This window comes from Gilliamella sp. Occ3-1 (assembly GCF_001690655.1).
Taxonomy (GTDB): domain Bacteria; phylum Pseudomonadota; class Gammaproteobacteria; order Enterobacterales; family Orbaceae; genus Gilliamella; species Gilliamella apicola_P.
In genome coordinates, this window is record NZ_LZHQ01000030.1 from 40,829 (window position 1) to 57,750 (window position 16,922).

Below are 16,922 nucleotides of genomic sequence, written 5' to 3' on the forward strand. Positions count from 1 at the left end.
ATGTTAACAAAAAGCGTGGCTATTTGCTCAGCCACGCTTTTTTATTAATCAAGTTTAATTCTATTTGGAATTTAACCGAGCTCTTTTTCAGTAAACATGCCACTAAATAAGTCAGTACTTAAGTAGCGTTCACCAGAAGAAGGTAAAATGACTACAATAGTTTTATTAGTATTTTCTGGTAATTTTGCTAATCGATCGGCCGCATAAACAGCGGCACCAGATGAAATTCCTGCTAATATACCTTCTTTTTCCATCAATTTGCGGGCTGTTTCGATCGCTTCTTCATTTGATACTTTTTCCACCACATCAATTAAACTTAAATCAAGATTTGCAGGAATAAAACCAGCTCCAATACCTTGAATTTTATGGGGGCCTGGTTTTATTGGTTCACCTGCTAGTGCTTGACTAATTACTGGTGAGTCGGTTGGTTCAATGGCAACTGCAGTTATATTTTTACCCTGTGTTTTTTTGATATAACGTGTTACACCAGTAAATGTGCCGCCAGTTCCTACTCCAGCAATAAAAATATCGACTTTTCCATCGGTATCTTGCCAAATTTCAGGACCGGTTGTTTTTTCGTGAATTTCTGGGTTAGCAGGATTACTAAATTGTTGTAGCATCAGGTTCTTTTTAGGATCCCTTGCCACCATTTCCTCCGCTTTTTCGATTGCGCCTTTCATACCTTTGGCAGTTTCAGTTAATACTAAGTTAGCTCCTAAAGCTTTTAGTAGTTTTCTGCGCTCAATACTCATGCTTTCAGGCATGGTTAACGTTAGTTTATAGCCTCGAGCAGCGGCTACAGTTGCAAGTGCAATCCCAGTATTACCGCTTGTTGGTTCAATTAATTCAACATCAGTAGCTAATAAACCACGCTTTTCAGCATCCCAAATCATGTTTGAAGCAATGCGGCATTTGACACTAAAACTTGGATTGCGAGACTCAACTTTGGCTAAAATATTACCGTTACCAAAATGTTTTAATCTGACTAATGGTGTATACCCAATAGTTTGTGAATTATCATCAAAGATTTTACTCATATTAGAATCCTTATTTAGTCAAAGCTAGATAGAATAGCCCCATCTTTCTGATTACTTAATTATATTTGCTATTATAAATTCATCTTAATAAGATGGTACTAATTTATTATTATAATGATATTCATTTAAGATATAAGGGGGGATTGTTGTTTACTGATAAGTTAAAGCATATAGTCATTTTTGTTCACTCAAAATAAAATGTAGAAACCTAATGATATTAAAATATTTTCATCCAATAACAACGGAATCTTACTACAAAAATCATTTTTCATTATATAATCTAACTGTGGGAAAACACCGAGTTGTTTATACTTCATGATTAAAATAATCCTCTAAAAACTTATAAGGTGTTTTTCACGAAATCGCTTTATGGTGTTTAGCACGATATTCTTTTTATTGTATGTAATAAGAGTGCTGATTTTGGATCCGGTCTTTATTAGTATGATTAAACTAAAGTACTTTTAGATGTAATTATGCATTATTTTATCCCAAAATATCACTTTCAATTTCATATTCAATTTTTTTAATTGCCTGTTCGCAGCGGTAAATTCGGTTATCAAGTGCGGCTATTTTGCTTTGATTGATAATTTCGGGCGATAGTTCTAGCTCGTATTTCATCTCTTGTAGTCGGCGCAAGTAATCTAGGTGACGCATATGTTTTTGGGCTAAGGTTTCTGCAATAATATTTTGGAACCCTTTTTTACGCAGGCTCTGGGTTGCTAGTTCACGCGTTAGGGCAGCAATTTGGTTAACTAACTTGTCAGATAAAAAAGTTATTTGTTCAACTTTTTCTAATTTTATATTAGCAACTAGTACTTGATAAGTTTGTTTGATTTTTTCAAGATAAAACGTTTTATCTGTTACAATTTTATTAGTTTGAAATAGCTGCTCGTCAAAATAAGGTTCTTGAAATTGTTGCTCGTTTGCTAAATTAATTTGCTGTTCTAATTTGTCAATTTGCTTTTGTAGTATAGTGAGTAAATTTGCCATTGTGATTATTCTTTATAATAAGTTGAGCTATTATTGTCTTGACCGAAATAATCACCTAAATGCAATTTGGCTAGGTTGATAATTTTCATAAACGCTTCAAAAGTTAATTCATTGTCTTTTGTACTATTTTCAGCAATGATTTTTTTAATAATTAGCTTTATTTTTAATTGGTTATAACAGTCAATTAGATTAAGCGGTAAGGGCGATAGTGCACGTCGTCCTAGCCAAAATAACCCTTGTAAAGGTATACTTAAAGTAAATAGTATGGTTGTTATTGTTACAGCAATTTGTGCTGGCATGTAATATTGCCAAACTAGTAAGCCAACAATAATAGGAGGTAAGTATTTATTTGCGGTTTTTATGTGGTTAATAATTTTTAATTCAGGAAATGAATGTGCTAGCTGTTTGTCCATTGGGCAAAGCTTCATATACCTATGCCCGGCTTTAAATGTGGTTATTAAATTCATATTTTTGTGATTCCTCGACATTCACTTCTTATTGTCTTAAAATAGTGCCCATTCAAATTGGGGACTCTCTCTATTTTATCTCAAAAAGCAAGATATCAGAAGTCACCTTAGCGTAGTCACATTGATTTTAAATCATGTGTAAAGTTACCAATTTTGATTGGTATATGTCTTTTTATTCAATTTATAGGAATTACTATGTCATCAAGTAATAACGCTCTTGTTCTTAATTGCGGAAGTTCATCATTAAAATTTGCCATTATAAACCCTGAAAATGGTGATGAGTTTTTATCTGGTTTAGCTGAATGTTTTCATCTTCCTGATGCTCGTATTAAGTGGAAGCTTGATGGTGTTAAGAACGAAGCGTCTTTAGGGGCTGGCGCAGCACACAGTGAAGCAATTCGTTTTATTGTTAATAGCATCTTCCCACAAAAACCAGAATTATTAGATAGCATTAAATCGATTGGTCATCGTATTGTTCATGGTGGCGAAAAATACACCCAGTCAGTTGTTATCGATGATTCCGTATTAAAAGGAATCGAAGAAGCATCTGCCTTTGCACCGTTACATAATCCTGCACATTTAATTGGTATTCGTGAAGCATTTGCTGCGTTCCCGCACCTAAAAACTAAAAACGTTGCTGTTTTTGATACTGCATTCCATACAACAATGCCAAAAGAAGCTTATCTATATGCTCTTCCAAACGAACTTTATACTAAACACGGTGTTCGTCGTTATGGTGCGCATGGTACTAGTCATTATTATGTTAGTCGCGAAGCTGCAAGATTATTAAATAAACCAGTTGATCAAACTAATGTTATCACTTGTCATTTAGGTAATGGTGCATCAATTACTGCTGTTAAAAACGGTGAGTGTGTTGAAACTTCAATGGGCTTAACTCCGCTTGAAGGTTTAGTAATGGGTACACGTAGTGGCGATATTGATCCGGCGATTATGTTCTTCTTACATGATAACTTAAAAATGTCTGTTGCTGATATTAATAATCTTTTAAACAAAAAATCTGGTTTATTAGGTTTAACAGGGGTAAGTAGTGACTGTCGTTATGTAACAGATAATTATGATAAAGACGAAAATGCTAAAAATGCTTTAGATGTTTTTGTTCATCGTTTAGTAAAATATATCGGTGGTTATGCTATGCTTTTAGATGGTCGTTTAGATGCTATCGTGTTTACTGGTGGTATCGGTGAAAACTCTGAAGAAGTTCGTCGTATGGCACTACAAAAATTAAGTATTCTTGGTTTTGAACTTGATCAAGAACGTAATCTTGCAGCTCGTTTTGGTAAGGGTGGCAAAATTACTAAAGATGGTTCAGCTATTGCGATGGTCATTCCAACCAATGAAGAACTTGTCATTGCTCAAGATGCTGCGCGCCTAACAGCGTAATTAATATTCAAAACCGCCTAAATGGCGGTTTGTTTTTATACAATAAAGATTTAAGAGGTAATAATTATGTCTCGTACAATTATGCTCATCCCAACTGGCACTAATGTCGGGTTAACAGGTGTGAGTCTGGGCGTTATTCGAGCTATGGAGCGTCAAGGTATTAATTTAAATGTGTTTAAACCTGTCGCGCAACCAAGAGCTGGTGGCGATGCGGCAGATAATACCACAACCCTAGTGAGCAACAATACATCAATTCCAACACTAAAACCGCTTAAAATGAGCCATGTTGAAAACCTATTAGGTTTAAATCAACAAGATGTGTTAATGGAAGAAATCGTTGCCCTTTATGCCGAAAATACTAAAGGAGCTGATGTTGTTTTAGTTGAAGGTATTGTGCCAACATCTGATTATCCTTTCGCTAATGAACTTAATAATAACATTGCTAAAACTCTTGGCGCCGAAATTATTTTTGTAGTTAATATGGGCAAAGATACGCCAGAACAACTTAGAGATCGTATTGAAATTGCTCGTTCTAACTTTGGTGGCATTAAAAATGATAAAATCGTTGGTGTGATTGTTAATAAAGTCAATGCACCAGTTGAGGAGCAGAATCTTGCTCGTCCTGATGTTGCTGAAATTTATCATACACCTAAATTTGACGATAAAAAAATTACTATCGATGATTTAAATGCACACAGTCCATTGCCTGTTCTTGGTTGTATTCCGTGGAATATCGATCTAAGTGCTTGTCGTGCTATAGATATTGCTAAGCATTTTGACGCAAAAATTATTAATGAAGGTGATATAAAAAATTGCCGTATTAAGCATATATCTTTCTGCTCACGTAGTGTGCCTAATATTATCAATCATTTACAACCAAATTCACTGTTAGTGACTTCTGCTGATCGTGCTGATGTATTAGTGACGATTAGTTTAGCTGCCATGAATGGTATGGCAATTGGTGGTGTACTCCTAACTGGTGATTATGAAATCGACGATAAAGTCGCAAAATTATGCCAACCAGCTTTTGATACTGGTTTACCTGTATTTACGGTTAAAACCAACACTTTCCAAACCTCTATCAATTTACAACAATTTAATTTAGAAATCCCTGTTGATGACAAAGAGCGTATGGAAAACACCCAAAATTATGTAGCTGATCATATTGATGCTAAATGGATTAAATCATTAAATGAAGTAGTGAATTCTGCACGTCGCTTGTCTCCTCCTGCATTTCGTTATCAATTAACAGAACTTGCTCGTAATGCGAAAAAAGTAGTGGTATTACCAGAAGGTGATGAACCAAGAACAGTTAAAGCAGCTGCAATTTGTGCTGAACGTAACATTGCAAAATGTGTTCTTATTGGTAATCCTGACGAAGTGCGTAAAGTTGCCGCTTCACAAGGCGTGACTTTAGGTCAAGGAGTAGAGATCGTTGATCCTGAAAATATCCGTGAAAAATATGTTCCTCGCCTAGTTGAATTACGTAAAAATAAAGGGATGACTGAAGTTATTGCTCGTGAGCAATTGGCTGATAATGTTGTATTGGGTACCATGATGCTTGAAGCTAATGAAGTTGATGGCTTAGTATCAGGAGCGGTGCATACAACAGCTAACACTATTCGTCCACCGTTACAATTAATTAAAACTGCACCAGGCAGTTCCCTTGTTTCATCGGTGTTCTTTATGTTAATGCCTGATCAAGTATATATTTATGGTGACTGTGCAATTAATCCAGATCCAAATGCACAAGAGTTAGCCGAAATTGCCATTCAGTCAGCTGATACAGCAATTGCCTTTGGTATTGAACCGCGTGTTGCGATGATCTCCTACTCAACAGGTAGCTCTGGTCAAGGTGCTGATGTTGAAAAAGTGAAAGAAGCAACTCGCATTGCTCAAGAAAAACGTCCAGATCTTATGATCGATGGCCCATTACAATATGATGCAGCGGTAATGCCTGATGTAGCTAAATCAAAGGCGCCTAATTCACAAGTTGCAGGTAAAGCTACTGTGTTTATTTTCCCTGATCTTAATACAGGTAATACCACATATAAAGCAGTACAACGTTCAGCGGATCTTGTTTCGATTGGTCCTATGCTACAAGGCATGCGTAAACCTGTGAATGATTTGTCTCGTGGTGCATTAGTTGATGATATTGTTTACACTATTGCATTAACCGCAATTCAATCAGCACAAGAACAAAACGCTGCAAAATAAGTTTAGCAAAACGTTTTAACTATTGATAAAAGGTGATGCAATATCACCTTTTAATTAAATTTAGCCAACAAGTAATAGTTTTTTAAAGCTTGAGTTATAGCGATTCAGTTTTAAAGTATTTTGTTCTAGAAATTTGCGACAAGGTCTTCAAAAACTTATTTTAAGTCAAGTCCAAGCATTCAAAGTTGATAAAAACAATAAATAATAAAAATTTATAAATGATTTTATCCCTCCATGTTGTTTTTTAATAGTGTTAATAACATTTTCATAAATTGTTCTTTATCATCTTGTAATATGGAAAAAAAATCTTTATCTATTTGTTCAACCAAAGGTACAGTTTCATTTGCTTTATTCAATCCTTTTTGGGTTAATTGAATGGATTTTGCTCGACTATCTTTAATTGAGCAAGAGCGTTTTATATAATTCTTTTTTTCTAAATTCTCTAATATTTGGGAAATTGTCATCACATCGATATTTGTTTTATTTGATAAAATAACTTGTGTTATTTCGTCTGGCCGCTGTGATAGATAAGCAAGCGTTGCAAGCACTATAAATTGGGGATGAGTGATAGACTGTTTTTTCAAGCAATTTTTGATATTCATATGCTAGGACGAATAAGTTTTCATAAAAACAAAACCAATAGATTCAGAATCAGTTCGGAATTGAGTCAAAAACTTATTGTTCTTTGTCATAATTTACCCTTCAACTAAGCCATTTAATTTGTAAGTTTTATCAATAATATCATCTGAAATCTGTTTTATAAAATCATAGGATGCTTTCGTATCCATTTTTAGATCTGGTTTTAGAGAAATTTCTGATTTTAATGCATATTGATTATGTGATATTTCCATAATTTGATGTGAGAAAAACAGTAAACCTATTTCAGGCATATCAAATTGTTCTGTAAATTCTTGCTCATCAATAATCTTTGATAAAGTCACTTTCATTTCTGGTATATTTTGTAATTTGAAAATACCTTTAGCCCCTGTTTTTAAGTCACCAAATATACGAAAGTCTTCAAGATCAGTTTCCCATAATTTTCTTAAATTAAGCTCAGTATAGTATTGCCAAATTTGAGTTGGTTTAGCTTTGGTTGGTAATATGAAAGAAATTGAAATGGTATTCATAACGTCTCCTTTTAATAAGTTTATTTATTGCAAGTTTACTTATTAATTAAGTAAAGAAAATTCAATTCTTTGATCTGTTGACTTATTACAAGGTTAATTTGATGATCATTTTATTGAATTTTGTAATAACATGATTCCAAAATTATTAATAATATAAAATATTTATAGTTGTTTTTAATTAATGCTCTCAATTTAATCGGTAAATGATACAATAGCATCCTAATTTTGTAATAGTTTATAGTTTAGGAATAAAATTGATGAAAAAAGACATCCACCAACAACGCATATTGATCCTTGATTTTGGTTCTCAAGTTACCCAGTTAATCGCTCGCCGAATTCGTGAAATTGGTGTGTATTGTGAACTGTGGCCGTGGGATGTATCAGAAGAGAAAATCAAACAATTTAATCCTAAGGGTATTATTTTATCAGGTGGTCCTGAAAGTACCACCGATGCTAATAGTCCTCGTGCTCCCGAGTATGTTTTTAATGCTGGCGTACCTGTTTTGGGTATTTGTTATGGCATGCAGACTATGGCAATTCAAGTTGGTAAGGGCGGTCAAGTCACTGGTTCTAACCAACGTGAATTTGGTTATGCTAAAGTGGATCTTGTTGGATCGTCAAAATTAACTGATGGTATTTTTGATAGCGCAAGTGAACAAGGCGTTAATCAACTTGATGTTTGGATGAGCCACGGTGATAAAGTAACAGCATTGCCTGATAGTTTCACACTGATTGGGCGTACTGAAACTTGCTCATTTGCTATTATGGCTAATGACGAAAAACAATTTTATGGCGTTCAATTTCATCCAGAAGTAACTCATACTGTAAAAGGTTTCGAGTTATTGCAACGTTTTGTGATTGATATTTGTCACTGCGAAAAACTTTGGACACCATCTTCAATTATTACCGATGCTATTGCTAGAATTAAAGAACAGGTTGGCAATGACAAAGTATTACTTGGCTTATCAGGAGGGGTTGATTCTTCTGTTACAGCATTGTTATTACACCAAGCTATCGGAGATCAATTAACTTGTGTATTTGTTGATCATGGTTTGTTACGCTTGAACGAAGCTCAACAAGTTATGGATATGTTTGGTAATAAATTTGGCTTAAATATCATAGCTGTAAATGCTGAAGACCGCTTTTTAGCTGCACTAAAAGGTGAAGCAGATCCTGAAGCAAAACGTAAAATTATCGGGCGTGAATTTGTTGCTGTATTTGATGAAGAGGCGGCAAAATTAAAAGATGTAAAATGGTTAGCTCAAGGTACTATCTATCCAGATGTTATTGAATCAGCTGCTGCTGATACTGGCAAAGCCCATGTAATTAAATCACACCATAATGTAGGCGGATTACCAGAAGATATGAAAATGGGCTTAGTTGAGCCACTGCGCGAATTATTTAAAGATGAAGTCCGTAAAGTTGGTTTAGAACTTGGTTTACCTTATGACATGCTTTACCGTCATCCATTCCCTGGTCCAGGTCTTGGCGTACGTGTACTTGGTGAGGTTAAAAAAGAGTATTGCGACTTGTTACGTCAAGCTGATGCTATTTTTATTGAAGAACTTTATAAAGCTGATCTATACCACAAAGTAAGTCAAGCCTTTACTGTGTTCTTACCTGTTCGTTCAGTAGGTGTAATGGGGGATGGTCGTAAATATGATTGGGTTGTATCCTTGCGTGCAGTTGAAACCATCGACTTTATGACGGCTCATTGGGCTCAGTTACCTTATGACTTCCTAGGACGAGTTTCAAATCGAATTATCAACGAAGTCAATGGTATTTCTCGTGTCGTATATGATATAAGCGGAAAACCACCAGCTACTATAGAGTGGGAGTAGATAACTATTCTTAAAATATAGTTTATAAATTAAAAAACAGCATCAAAAAAGCTGTTTTTATTTTATAAATACTAGAAAACTCCAACAATCTAATTAACTATCAAATATAGTTGTAAAAAATATTTAGGAGTTTATACCGTTTAGTGATTAATTTGGGCATAGCAGTATCTAATTGTGATTTAGTGAGATGTCGGTTGATGATTAATTTTTTCCGTTTTTAGAGCAATTGCTTGAATACATCATGTGATTTTTCCCTGTAGGTAAGGTTTTCCAGTAACTTCAGTCATTACCATCTCGTATTTTTAGTAGATAACCATGATATTTAGCCGGCTTGTTTAGGTGTTGGTGGTCTGTTATTTTTTGTATTCAAATCCTCTTTAACTTTTATCATAGAAAATTTTCTACTTTTTGCTGTACAATTTTAGGAAATAATTATAGAAGCTTGCTTGGATATTATAGCAAAATCACAATTTTCTTTTATCCTCAAAATCCAATCACAATAAAATTAATAATTCTTTAATAATCTTACAATCTCTTTAATATCATTCGGAGTTGTTTGGCAACAACCGCCAATTAATTTTGCGCCTAATTTAGTCCAAGTTGGTAGTTGATTTTTGAAGGTGCAATCATGTAGATGGTTTTTGTGCCACTGTTTGGTTGTTGGATCATATTGTTCACCTGAATTTGGATAAACAATTAATGGTTTGGTTGTAAGCTTATTTAGTACCTCTAATGCTGGAGTAACACTTTCTAAAGCTATGCAGTTAATACCAAGGCTTACAATTTGATCAAAGTTTTTTAAATAATCCATTACTTGTGATAATGGTGTACCATCGCTAAGATGCTGGGTATCTTTTAATGTAAACGAAAACCATGTATTAATAGTTGGAAACTGCTGTATCAATTTAACTAACGCTTTAATTTCAGCAAAAGAAGGTAAAGTTTCACAAGCAAGGATATCAACTTGGGCATCAATCAAGGCTTGAATGCGATCACGGTGAAAATCAATAAATTCAGCTTCAGTTAGTTGATAGTCGCCAGTATATTCTGACCCATTAGCAAGATATGCACCATAGGGACCAACTGACCCAGCAATCAGTAACATTTTATTTTGCTTTGTTTCATTCAAATACTGCTGTTTAGCTTGTTGTGCGAGTTCAACGCTTTTTTTAATTAATTTGATAGATTTATCAAACGTAATTGCTTTCTTTTCAAACCCTAAGGGGGTAGCTTGATAGCTGGCGGTGATAGCACAATCGGCCCCAGCTTTAAAATAGTCATAGTGAACTTGGTAGATTAGTTCGGGTTTTTCGATTAACACTTTTGCCGACCATAAACTATCATTAAGATCATATCCCCGACGCTGCAGTTCGCTCGCTAGTGCTCCATCGATAATAATGTAATTTTTTTGCTTTAATAATACGATAATTGGATTATAACTTGTCATTTTTTACTGCTCGTTTTTGATAAGATTGGGTAAAGTGATGCACAATAAAACAGACAATTACAAAAGGAATACCGCAATAAAGCGCAATGCGTTGTTCTGGATCGAATGCTAAACCAATGCAAGCAATCAAACACAGAATAAACCCTAAAATTGGCACAAAAGGGTAAAATGGTGCTTTATATTTTAAGGTATTTTTTTGATTTTCAGATAGTTGCTTTCTAAAAAAGTAATGTGAAATGCAAATACTTAACCAAACTGCCACCACGGCGAAGCCAGAAATAGCGGTTAATGCTACAAATACAGTATCAGGAGCTATCACGCTTGAAAATAACGCTAACAATCCGCCAAGCATACTCATTGCAATAGCGATCATTGGAATACCTTTATTGGTTAATTTAGCAAAGCACTTTGGTAGTGTACCTTGATTAGACAACGACCACATCATACGCCCAGAGGCATAAAGTCCTGAATTAGCGGCTGATAAAATAGCGGTTACAATAACAAAATTAAATATATCAGCAGCATATGGAATACCGATATTTTCAAATACCATTACAAATGGACTAGTAATAACGCCAGCTTGATCCATAGGTAGTAGAGCGGCTAACACTATAATTGTTCCAATAAAAAAGAGAATCAATCTTAAAATAGTTGTTTTAATGGCAAGTGGAATCGATTTTTCAGGATTATGGGTTTCGCCCGCAGCAATACCAATTAACTCCGTACCAGAAAAGGCAAAATTAACTGAAACCATCGTCATGATAATTGGTGTTATACCATTAGGAAACCAGCCATTATCGGTAATATTGTGTAAAAAAGGTGCTGGCATGTCATTTTTGATAGGAACAAAACCAAAGATAGCAGCAGTTCCAGCAACAATAAAAATAATAATAGTGATGACTTTAATGATTGAAAACCAAAATTCACTTTCGGCAAAGAATTGAGCGGTTATAATGTTTAATGCAAAGATTACGATACAAAAAATTAAACACCAAATCCAGACCGAAACAGTAGGGAACCAATACTGCATACTTAAGCCAGCTGCGGTTAGACTTGAACCAAGTGCCACTGTCCAAGTTAACCAATACAGCCAAGCAACGGTATAACCAGTGCTAGGACTAATAAAGCGAGAAGCATAAGTGTGAAATGCACCCGTTTCAGGCATAGCGACAGCCAGTTCGCCTAGGCACAACATCACTAAATAAACAACTAATGCACCAATTAAATAAGCAATAATAGCGCCAATAGCCCCAGCAGTAGCAATAATATAACCAGTATTAAAAAATAAACCTGTGCCAATAACGCCACCCAGTGATAACATAATTAAATGACGGGTTTTCATGGTTCTTTTAAATTGGTTTTCTGTTGTGGATGATGAATTTGTATTCATAAATTTTTTTGCTTAAGTTAAAAATAATAAAATTCCGCCAAAATTAGTGGCGGAACTAAATAGGTTAGTTTGAATAATAAATTAGCTAATTATAATTGTTCAAAGAATTCTTCTTTTGTTACTTTTTTACCATTTACGTTAACTTCATCACTATCTTTGGTTAGGCTTATATCAGAATAGATACCTTTGGTTTCACCATTGCTTGAAGTCAAAAATTGGAAATTACTTATGAAAAAGGCTGACATCATTTGTAGGTTTTGGTTTGCTTTAGCAATTTGTTCAGGTGTTATCTCACTAGAGTTAGGGTTTTCGATTTGTGTGGACATATGAGCTAATACGTCAAATGGTGCTTCAAGTTTTAATTTTAATGTGTTGATTTTGTCATAATCAGCCTCATCAATAGCTGTAGTACCAATATCGGACATATCAAACATTAAGTTAAGATTAATATCGCCTGCAGGATTGTGCCAATTCAATTTATTTAATGAAAAATTAATATAGTGCTTTTGTTCTGTATCATCTGAGTCAGGATAACCTATTCCCAATTGATTAGTGAATAGATGCTTATCAAGTCCCTTAAAATCAATATCTATCGAGCCATTACCCAAATTTTGTTGACCATAAATAATTGAGTCAACACTACTTAAAAATGAACCATCGATAGTGTTGGTGACGTCATTTAAGATGTTTTTTTGGTCCATAACGAGTTTATTAATAACAACTGAAACAGATTTTGACTTAAAAGATGTAGGATAGGTAAATGAAATTTTATCAACTTCAACTTTAGTTGAAATATCAGAACCAGTAGTATGGCTATTTATTGTATAATGCCCCTCACCAAGCTCCAATATACCATCAAAGGCTGGAATTTCGTCTTGAGTAGCTTTTATCGCTTTGCTTGCTAATTTTACGGTGATATATTCGCCATAACTTACACCTGCATGTCCGGTAATAAAAGGCTGATTGCCAGCTAGTTTCCAAAGTATCGGATTATTTTGTTGACTCATTTCGTATTCTAACCAAGCCATTTGTGGCGCAAAACTTCCTTTGGCGAGCGAGGCTATAGGGAAAGGACCATGATGAATGGTAATATCATCATCAAATACGGTTTTTGGTTGCGCATCTTCACCTATAGCGTTTTGAAGTGACGCTGTAACGGTTAAATGCAATTTAGTTGAAAAGATATTTTTTTCATAATTACTCTTTATAATATTAAACTTAAAATCGTCTTGAGTTTGATTAATTTTGTTTGTAATTTGTATCAATTGGTTATCGATATTATTTTCGATCATGTTGCCGGTGTACCATGACGTACCTACATATGCCATTCCTAATACGGCAACTATTCCTATAGCAAGTGTGTTTTTTTTCATTATAGTTCTCTTAGTTATTTGTTCTATTTTAGATTATCATTCTTGATGATTTGTAAAGTCAGACAACAAATTTTTGATATATTCAATACGATCGATTCGTTGCAATTCTGATTTTTGTAATTTTAATCGATTTGAACTTTCTAAGCGATAATTTTTTGGTTCTTTTTGAATTATTTCAATTAAGTAATCGACTGACACCTTATTATTACTACCAAATTCAATATAACCGCCTTTTTCACCAAACTCGATCTTAGTAATGCCTAATTGGATTGCGTGATAACGGATTTTTGTGGTTTCTAGTAAAAAAAGCACTGCATCGGGCAATTTACCAAAACGATCTCGCATTTCAACTTGAATATCGGTGAGTTCGATAAGATCGGTGATACTCGCAATACGTTTATATAGTGATAAACGTGTATTAACATCGGGAATAAAATCATCAGGAATAAGTGTTGGTAAGCGTAACTCAATTTCTGTTTGTTGATTATTGAGTAATGATTCAAGTGTTGGCTCTTTGCCTTCTTTTAGTGATTTGACGGCCTCATCAAGTAGCTCAATATAAAGGTTAAAGCCAATCGTCTCTATTTGACCGCTTTGATCGCTGCCTAATAACTCACCAGCACCTCGAATTTCAAGATCGTGTGTGGCTAGAGCAAAACCTGCTCCTAAATCTTCAAGTGAGGCAATTGCTTCTAGGCGTTTTTTGGCATCTTTAGTGAGTAATTTAGGATGTGGGGTTAATAGATAAGCGTAAGCCTGATGATAAGAACGTCCAACTCGTCCTCTGAGCTGATGTAACTGGGCTAAACCAAATTTATCGGCACGATCAATGATAATGGTATTGGCATTAGGAATGTCGATACCAGTTTCAACAATGGTTGTACAAACAAGTATGTGAAAACGTTGATGATGAAAGTCATTCATTACGCGCTCTAAGTCGCGTTCATGCATTTGCCCATGACCAATGGTAATTCGAGCTTCGGGCACCAGCTCTGCCAGTTTTTCGCTTACTTTTTCGATATCAGAAATATCATTGTGTAAGTAATAAATCTGACCACCACGTAAAATTTCACGCAAAATAGCTTCTCTAATCACGAGATCATCATATTCTCTAACAAAGGTTTTCACTGCTAATCGGCGAGCTGGAGGGGTCGCAATAATAGAGAGATCGCGCATACCACTCATTGCCATGTTGAGGGTTCTTGGAATTGGCGTTGCGGTTAGTGTTAGAATATCAATGTTTGCTCGCATTGCTTTAATTCGTTCTTTTTGGCGGACGCCAAAACGATGTTCTTCATCAACAATCAACAAGCCTAAATCTTTCCATTTGATATCTTCTTGTAACAATTTATGTGTGCCAATTACAATATCAATTTTGCCTTCACCAAGAGCTTCTATAATACTTTTTTGTTGTTTGGCGGTTTTGAATCGAGACAGGCTTTCTATGCGAATTGGCCAGTTTGCAAAGCGATTACAAAAGCTTTCGTAATGTTGTTCTGCAAGTAAAGTTGTAGGAACTAAAACTGCTGTTTGTTTATGATTAATAACGGCTAAAAAAGCAGCGCGGATCGCTACTTCTGTTTTACCAAATCCAACATCACCACAGACTAATCTATCCATGGCATAAGGAGAGCACATATCGCCAATTACTGCTCCAATAGCATTTTGTTGATCATCAGTTTCTTGATAAGGAAACCCTTGGCAAAATAGTTCATACTGCTCTCGGTCTTGTTTAAATTCAAACCCAGGTTTACTTTCACGTTCAGCGTAAATATCGAGTAATTCAGCAGCAACATCTCGTACTTTTTCGGCCGCTTTTTGCCGTGCTTTACTCCAAGCATCAGTACCTAATTTATTCAATGGTGCGTTTTCTTCATCGCCACCAGAATAACGGCTAATTAGATTTAATGATGAAACAGGAACATAAAGCTTGGTGTCATTGGCATATAATAGAATAAGATATTCAGCCGTAATCCCCCCTGTTTCTAATGTGGTAAGTCCTGCATATCGACCAACGCCATGTTCTAAATGGACAACGGGTTTGCCGGGTGTTAGCTCAGCTAAACTACGAATAAGTGAATCAGTATTGATAGCTTGTTTATTTTCTTTTTTGCGACGAACTAATCGCCGTCCTAATAGCTCATTTTCAGTAATAAAGGCAAAATTATCTTGCTGATTGATAAAGCCTTGTTCACTAGCTCCAACAATTAAATAAAATCGGCTATCACTATTTTTTCGTTCATCAAGTAAATCGATAGTAGTGGGATGAATACGAATTCGTCCAAGAATTTCTTGTAAAGCCTCTTTGCGTCCTTCTGATTCAACCGAAAAGATGATTGTTCCTGCAAAATTTTCAACAAATTTTTGAAATTGCAAATAAGGATCTTTTTGTTGGATCTCAATAGCAATATTAGGTAATGCTACATAAGGCAAATTAACGTTTTTATTTGATTCTGTCGTTATTGCATGCGATAAAACCATTCTTGGGTAGTTTTTGAAATTGGCAAAAATCTCGTCAGTTTTAGACCAAATAACATTTGGTGCAAGTAATGGTCGCATAGGATCGACTTTGCGGCTTTCATAACGTTGGGTAATATCTTGCCAATATTTATTAGCATATTGCTCAATATTAACTGTATTGATAATTAAGCTATTTGCTAAAAAATAAGAGAATAGAGGTGTTAAAGGTTCGTTAAAAAACAGTGCTTGCCAATATTCAATACCGGTTGGCAAAATATTTTTACTAACTTGTTGATAGATGCTTTCTGAGTCTAATCTAACCTCAAATTGTTCTCGCCATTGACTACGAAACAACTCAATAGCTGTTTTATCAAAAGGAAACTCATGGGCTGGTAGCAATTGTATTTCAGCAATTTCATCAAAGGTACGTTGAGTTTCGACATCAAAAGTACGGATACTGTCGATTTCATCATCAAAGAAATCGATGCGATAAGGCTTATCACTGCCCATGGGGTAGATATCAAAAAGCGCTCCACGAGTAGCATATTCGCCATGCTCCATAACTTGGCTGACTGAACGATAGCCAGCATTTTCAAGTTTAAGACGTAAATGTTCTCGGTTAATTTGTAAGCCTTTTTTCATCATAAAAACATGTCCATCCAAATAACTTTGTGGACAGACTTTTTGCATTAAGGTATTAATGGGTAAAATTAACGCCCCTTTGGTTAAATGTCCAAGATGATAAAGGCAAGATAAGCGTTCTGATACGATATCTTGATGAGGAGAAAAACTGTCATAAGGCAATGTTTCCCAATCTGGAAAGATAATAGAAGGGAAGGATGTAAACTGCTTTAGTTCTTCATGAATGCGCGAGGTTTGTTGCATATCATCAGTGACAATCACAACTATACCTTCATGTACATCTATAGCTTGAGCGCAAAATTGTGATAAGGAAGAGCCAACTAGCTGCCCAATTTGCTTTACTTCTCCTGATTTTTGAGGAATTAAGTTTGAAATATTAACTGTTTTAGACATGATGAGTTCGTTGATGTAGCTGAAAATTTATTGTCAGATTATAACGTAAGTATGAGGTTGTTTTCTATAACTGTTTAATCCTGTATGATAAGCACCTTGCATTTAACTAGCAAAACTTTGTAAAAAAGTTTCAGGTA

12 protein-coding genes are annotated in these 16,922 nt (G+C 34.9%); 3 read left to right on the forward strand and 9 right to left on the reverse strand.

All coding sequences use genetic code 11. From position 1 onward, the window contains the following. Positions 1-71 precede the first annotated feature (71 nt). The 3 genes from cysK to yfbV all read right to left on the reverse strand — a co-directional run bounded on the left by cysK (position 72) and on the right by yfbV (position 2,494). Positions 72-1,037, reverse strand: coding sequence for a cysteine synthase A (gene cysK, locus A9G43_RS09225; protein ID WP_065608500.1), 966 nt, complete (start codon positions 1,035-1,037; stop codon positions 72-74). Positions 1,038-1,520: 483 nt separating this feature from the next. Further along, positions 1,521-2,027, reverse strand: coding sequence for a primosomal replication protein PriC (gene priC / locus A9G43_RS09230; protein WP_081298104.1), 507 nt, complete (start codon positions 2,025-2,027; stop codon positions 1,521-1,523). 5 nt (positions 2,028-2,032) lie between these two features. Continuing rightward, positions 2,033-2,494, reverse strand: a complete 462-nt coding sequence (gene yfbV, locus A9G43_RS09235) for a terminus macrodomain insulation protein YfbV (protein WP_065608504.1) — start codon at positions 2,492-2,494, stop codon at positions 2,033-2,035. A gap of 195 nt (positions 2,495-2,689) precedes the next feature. Between yfbV and A9G43_RS09240 the strand changes: the two genes are divergently transcribed. Together A9G43_RS09240 and pta are read left to right on the forward strand one after the other, a co-directional pair. Beyond that, entirely contained in the window at positions 2,690-3,895 is a 1,206-nt protein-coding gene (locus tag A9G43_RS09240; protein WP_065608506.1) for an acetate kinase, read from the forward strand. 66 nt (positions 3,896-3,961) lie between these two features. Next, a complete protein-coding gene (pta, locus tag A9G43_RS09245; RefSeq protein ID WP_065608508.1) occupies positions 3,962-6,112 on the forward strand; it encodes a phosphate acetyltransferase in 2,151 nt (716 codons plus the stop codon). Positions 6,113-6,336: 224 nt separating this feature from the next. Here the strand turns inward: pta and A9G43_RS09250 are convergent, their stop codons facing one another. Both A9G43_RS09250 and A9G43_RS09255 read right to left on the reverse strand, forming a co-directional pair. Beyond that, positions 6,337-6,714 carry a MarR family winged helix-turn-helix transcriptional regulator gene (locus A9G43_RS09250; RefSeq protein WP_065608510.1) on the reverse strand — a complete coding sequence of 126 codons (378 nt, stop codon included), beginning with the start codon at positions 6,712-6,714 and terminating at the stop codon, positions 6,337-6,339. Positions 6,715-6,807: 93 nt separating this feature from the next. Then, positions 6,808-7,239 (reverse strand): hypothetical protein, encoded by a 432-nt coding sequence (locus A9G43_RS09255; RefSeq protein ID WP_065608512.1) that lies wholly within the window; start codon positions 7,237-7,239, stop codon positions 6,808-6,810. 257 nt (positions 7,240-7,496) lie between these two features. Between A9G43_RS09255 and guaA the strand changes: the two genes are divergently transcribed. Further along, positions 7,497-9,080: a glutamine-hydrolyzing GMP synthase gene (gene guaA, locus A9G43_RS09260; RefSeq protein WP_065608514.1), complete on the forward strand. Its 1,584-nt coding sequence runs from the start codon at positions 7,497-7,499 to the stop codon at positions 9,078-9,080. A 505-nt stretch (positions 9,081-9,585) separates the two neighbouring features. On the opposite strand, the gene mmuM is transcribed toward guaA, so the two are convergent. The 4 genes from mmuM to mfd form a co-directional block, all read right to left on the reverse strand. Further along, the gene (gene mmuM, locus A9G43_RS09265) at positions 9,586-10,527 is read right to left on the reverse strand and encodes a homocysteine S-methyltransferase (protein ID WP_065608515.1); all 942 of its coding nucleotides are present in this window, start codon (positions 10,525-10,527) and stop codon (positions 9,586-9,588) included. Next, entirely contained in the window at positions 10,514-11,917 is a 1,404-nt protein-coding gene (mmuP, locus tag A9G43_RS09270; protein WP_065608517.1) for an S-methylmethionine permease, read from the reverse strand. Before mmuP ends, mmuM begins: the two co-directional genes overlap by 14 nt. An 89-nt stretch (positions 11,918-12,006) precedes the next feature. Beyond that, a complete protein-coding gene (locus tag A9G43_RS09275; protein ID WP_065608519.1) occupies positions 12,007-13,290 on the reverse strand; it encodes a YdgA family protein in 1,284 nt (427 codons plus the stop codon). A gap of 36 nt (positions 13,291-13,326) precedes the next feature. After that, entirely contained in the window at positions 13,327-16,785 is a 3,459-nt protein-coding gene (mfd, locus tag A9G43_RS09280; protein WP_065608521.1) for a transcription-repair coupling factor, read from the reverse strand. Between the last annotated feature and the right edge of the window lie 137 nt (positions 16,786-16,922).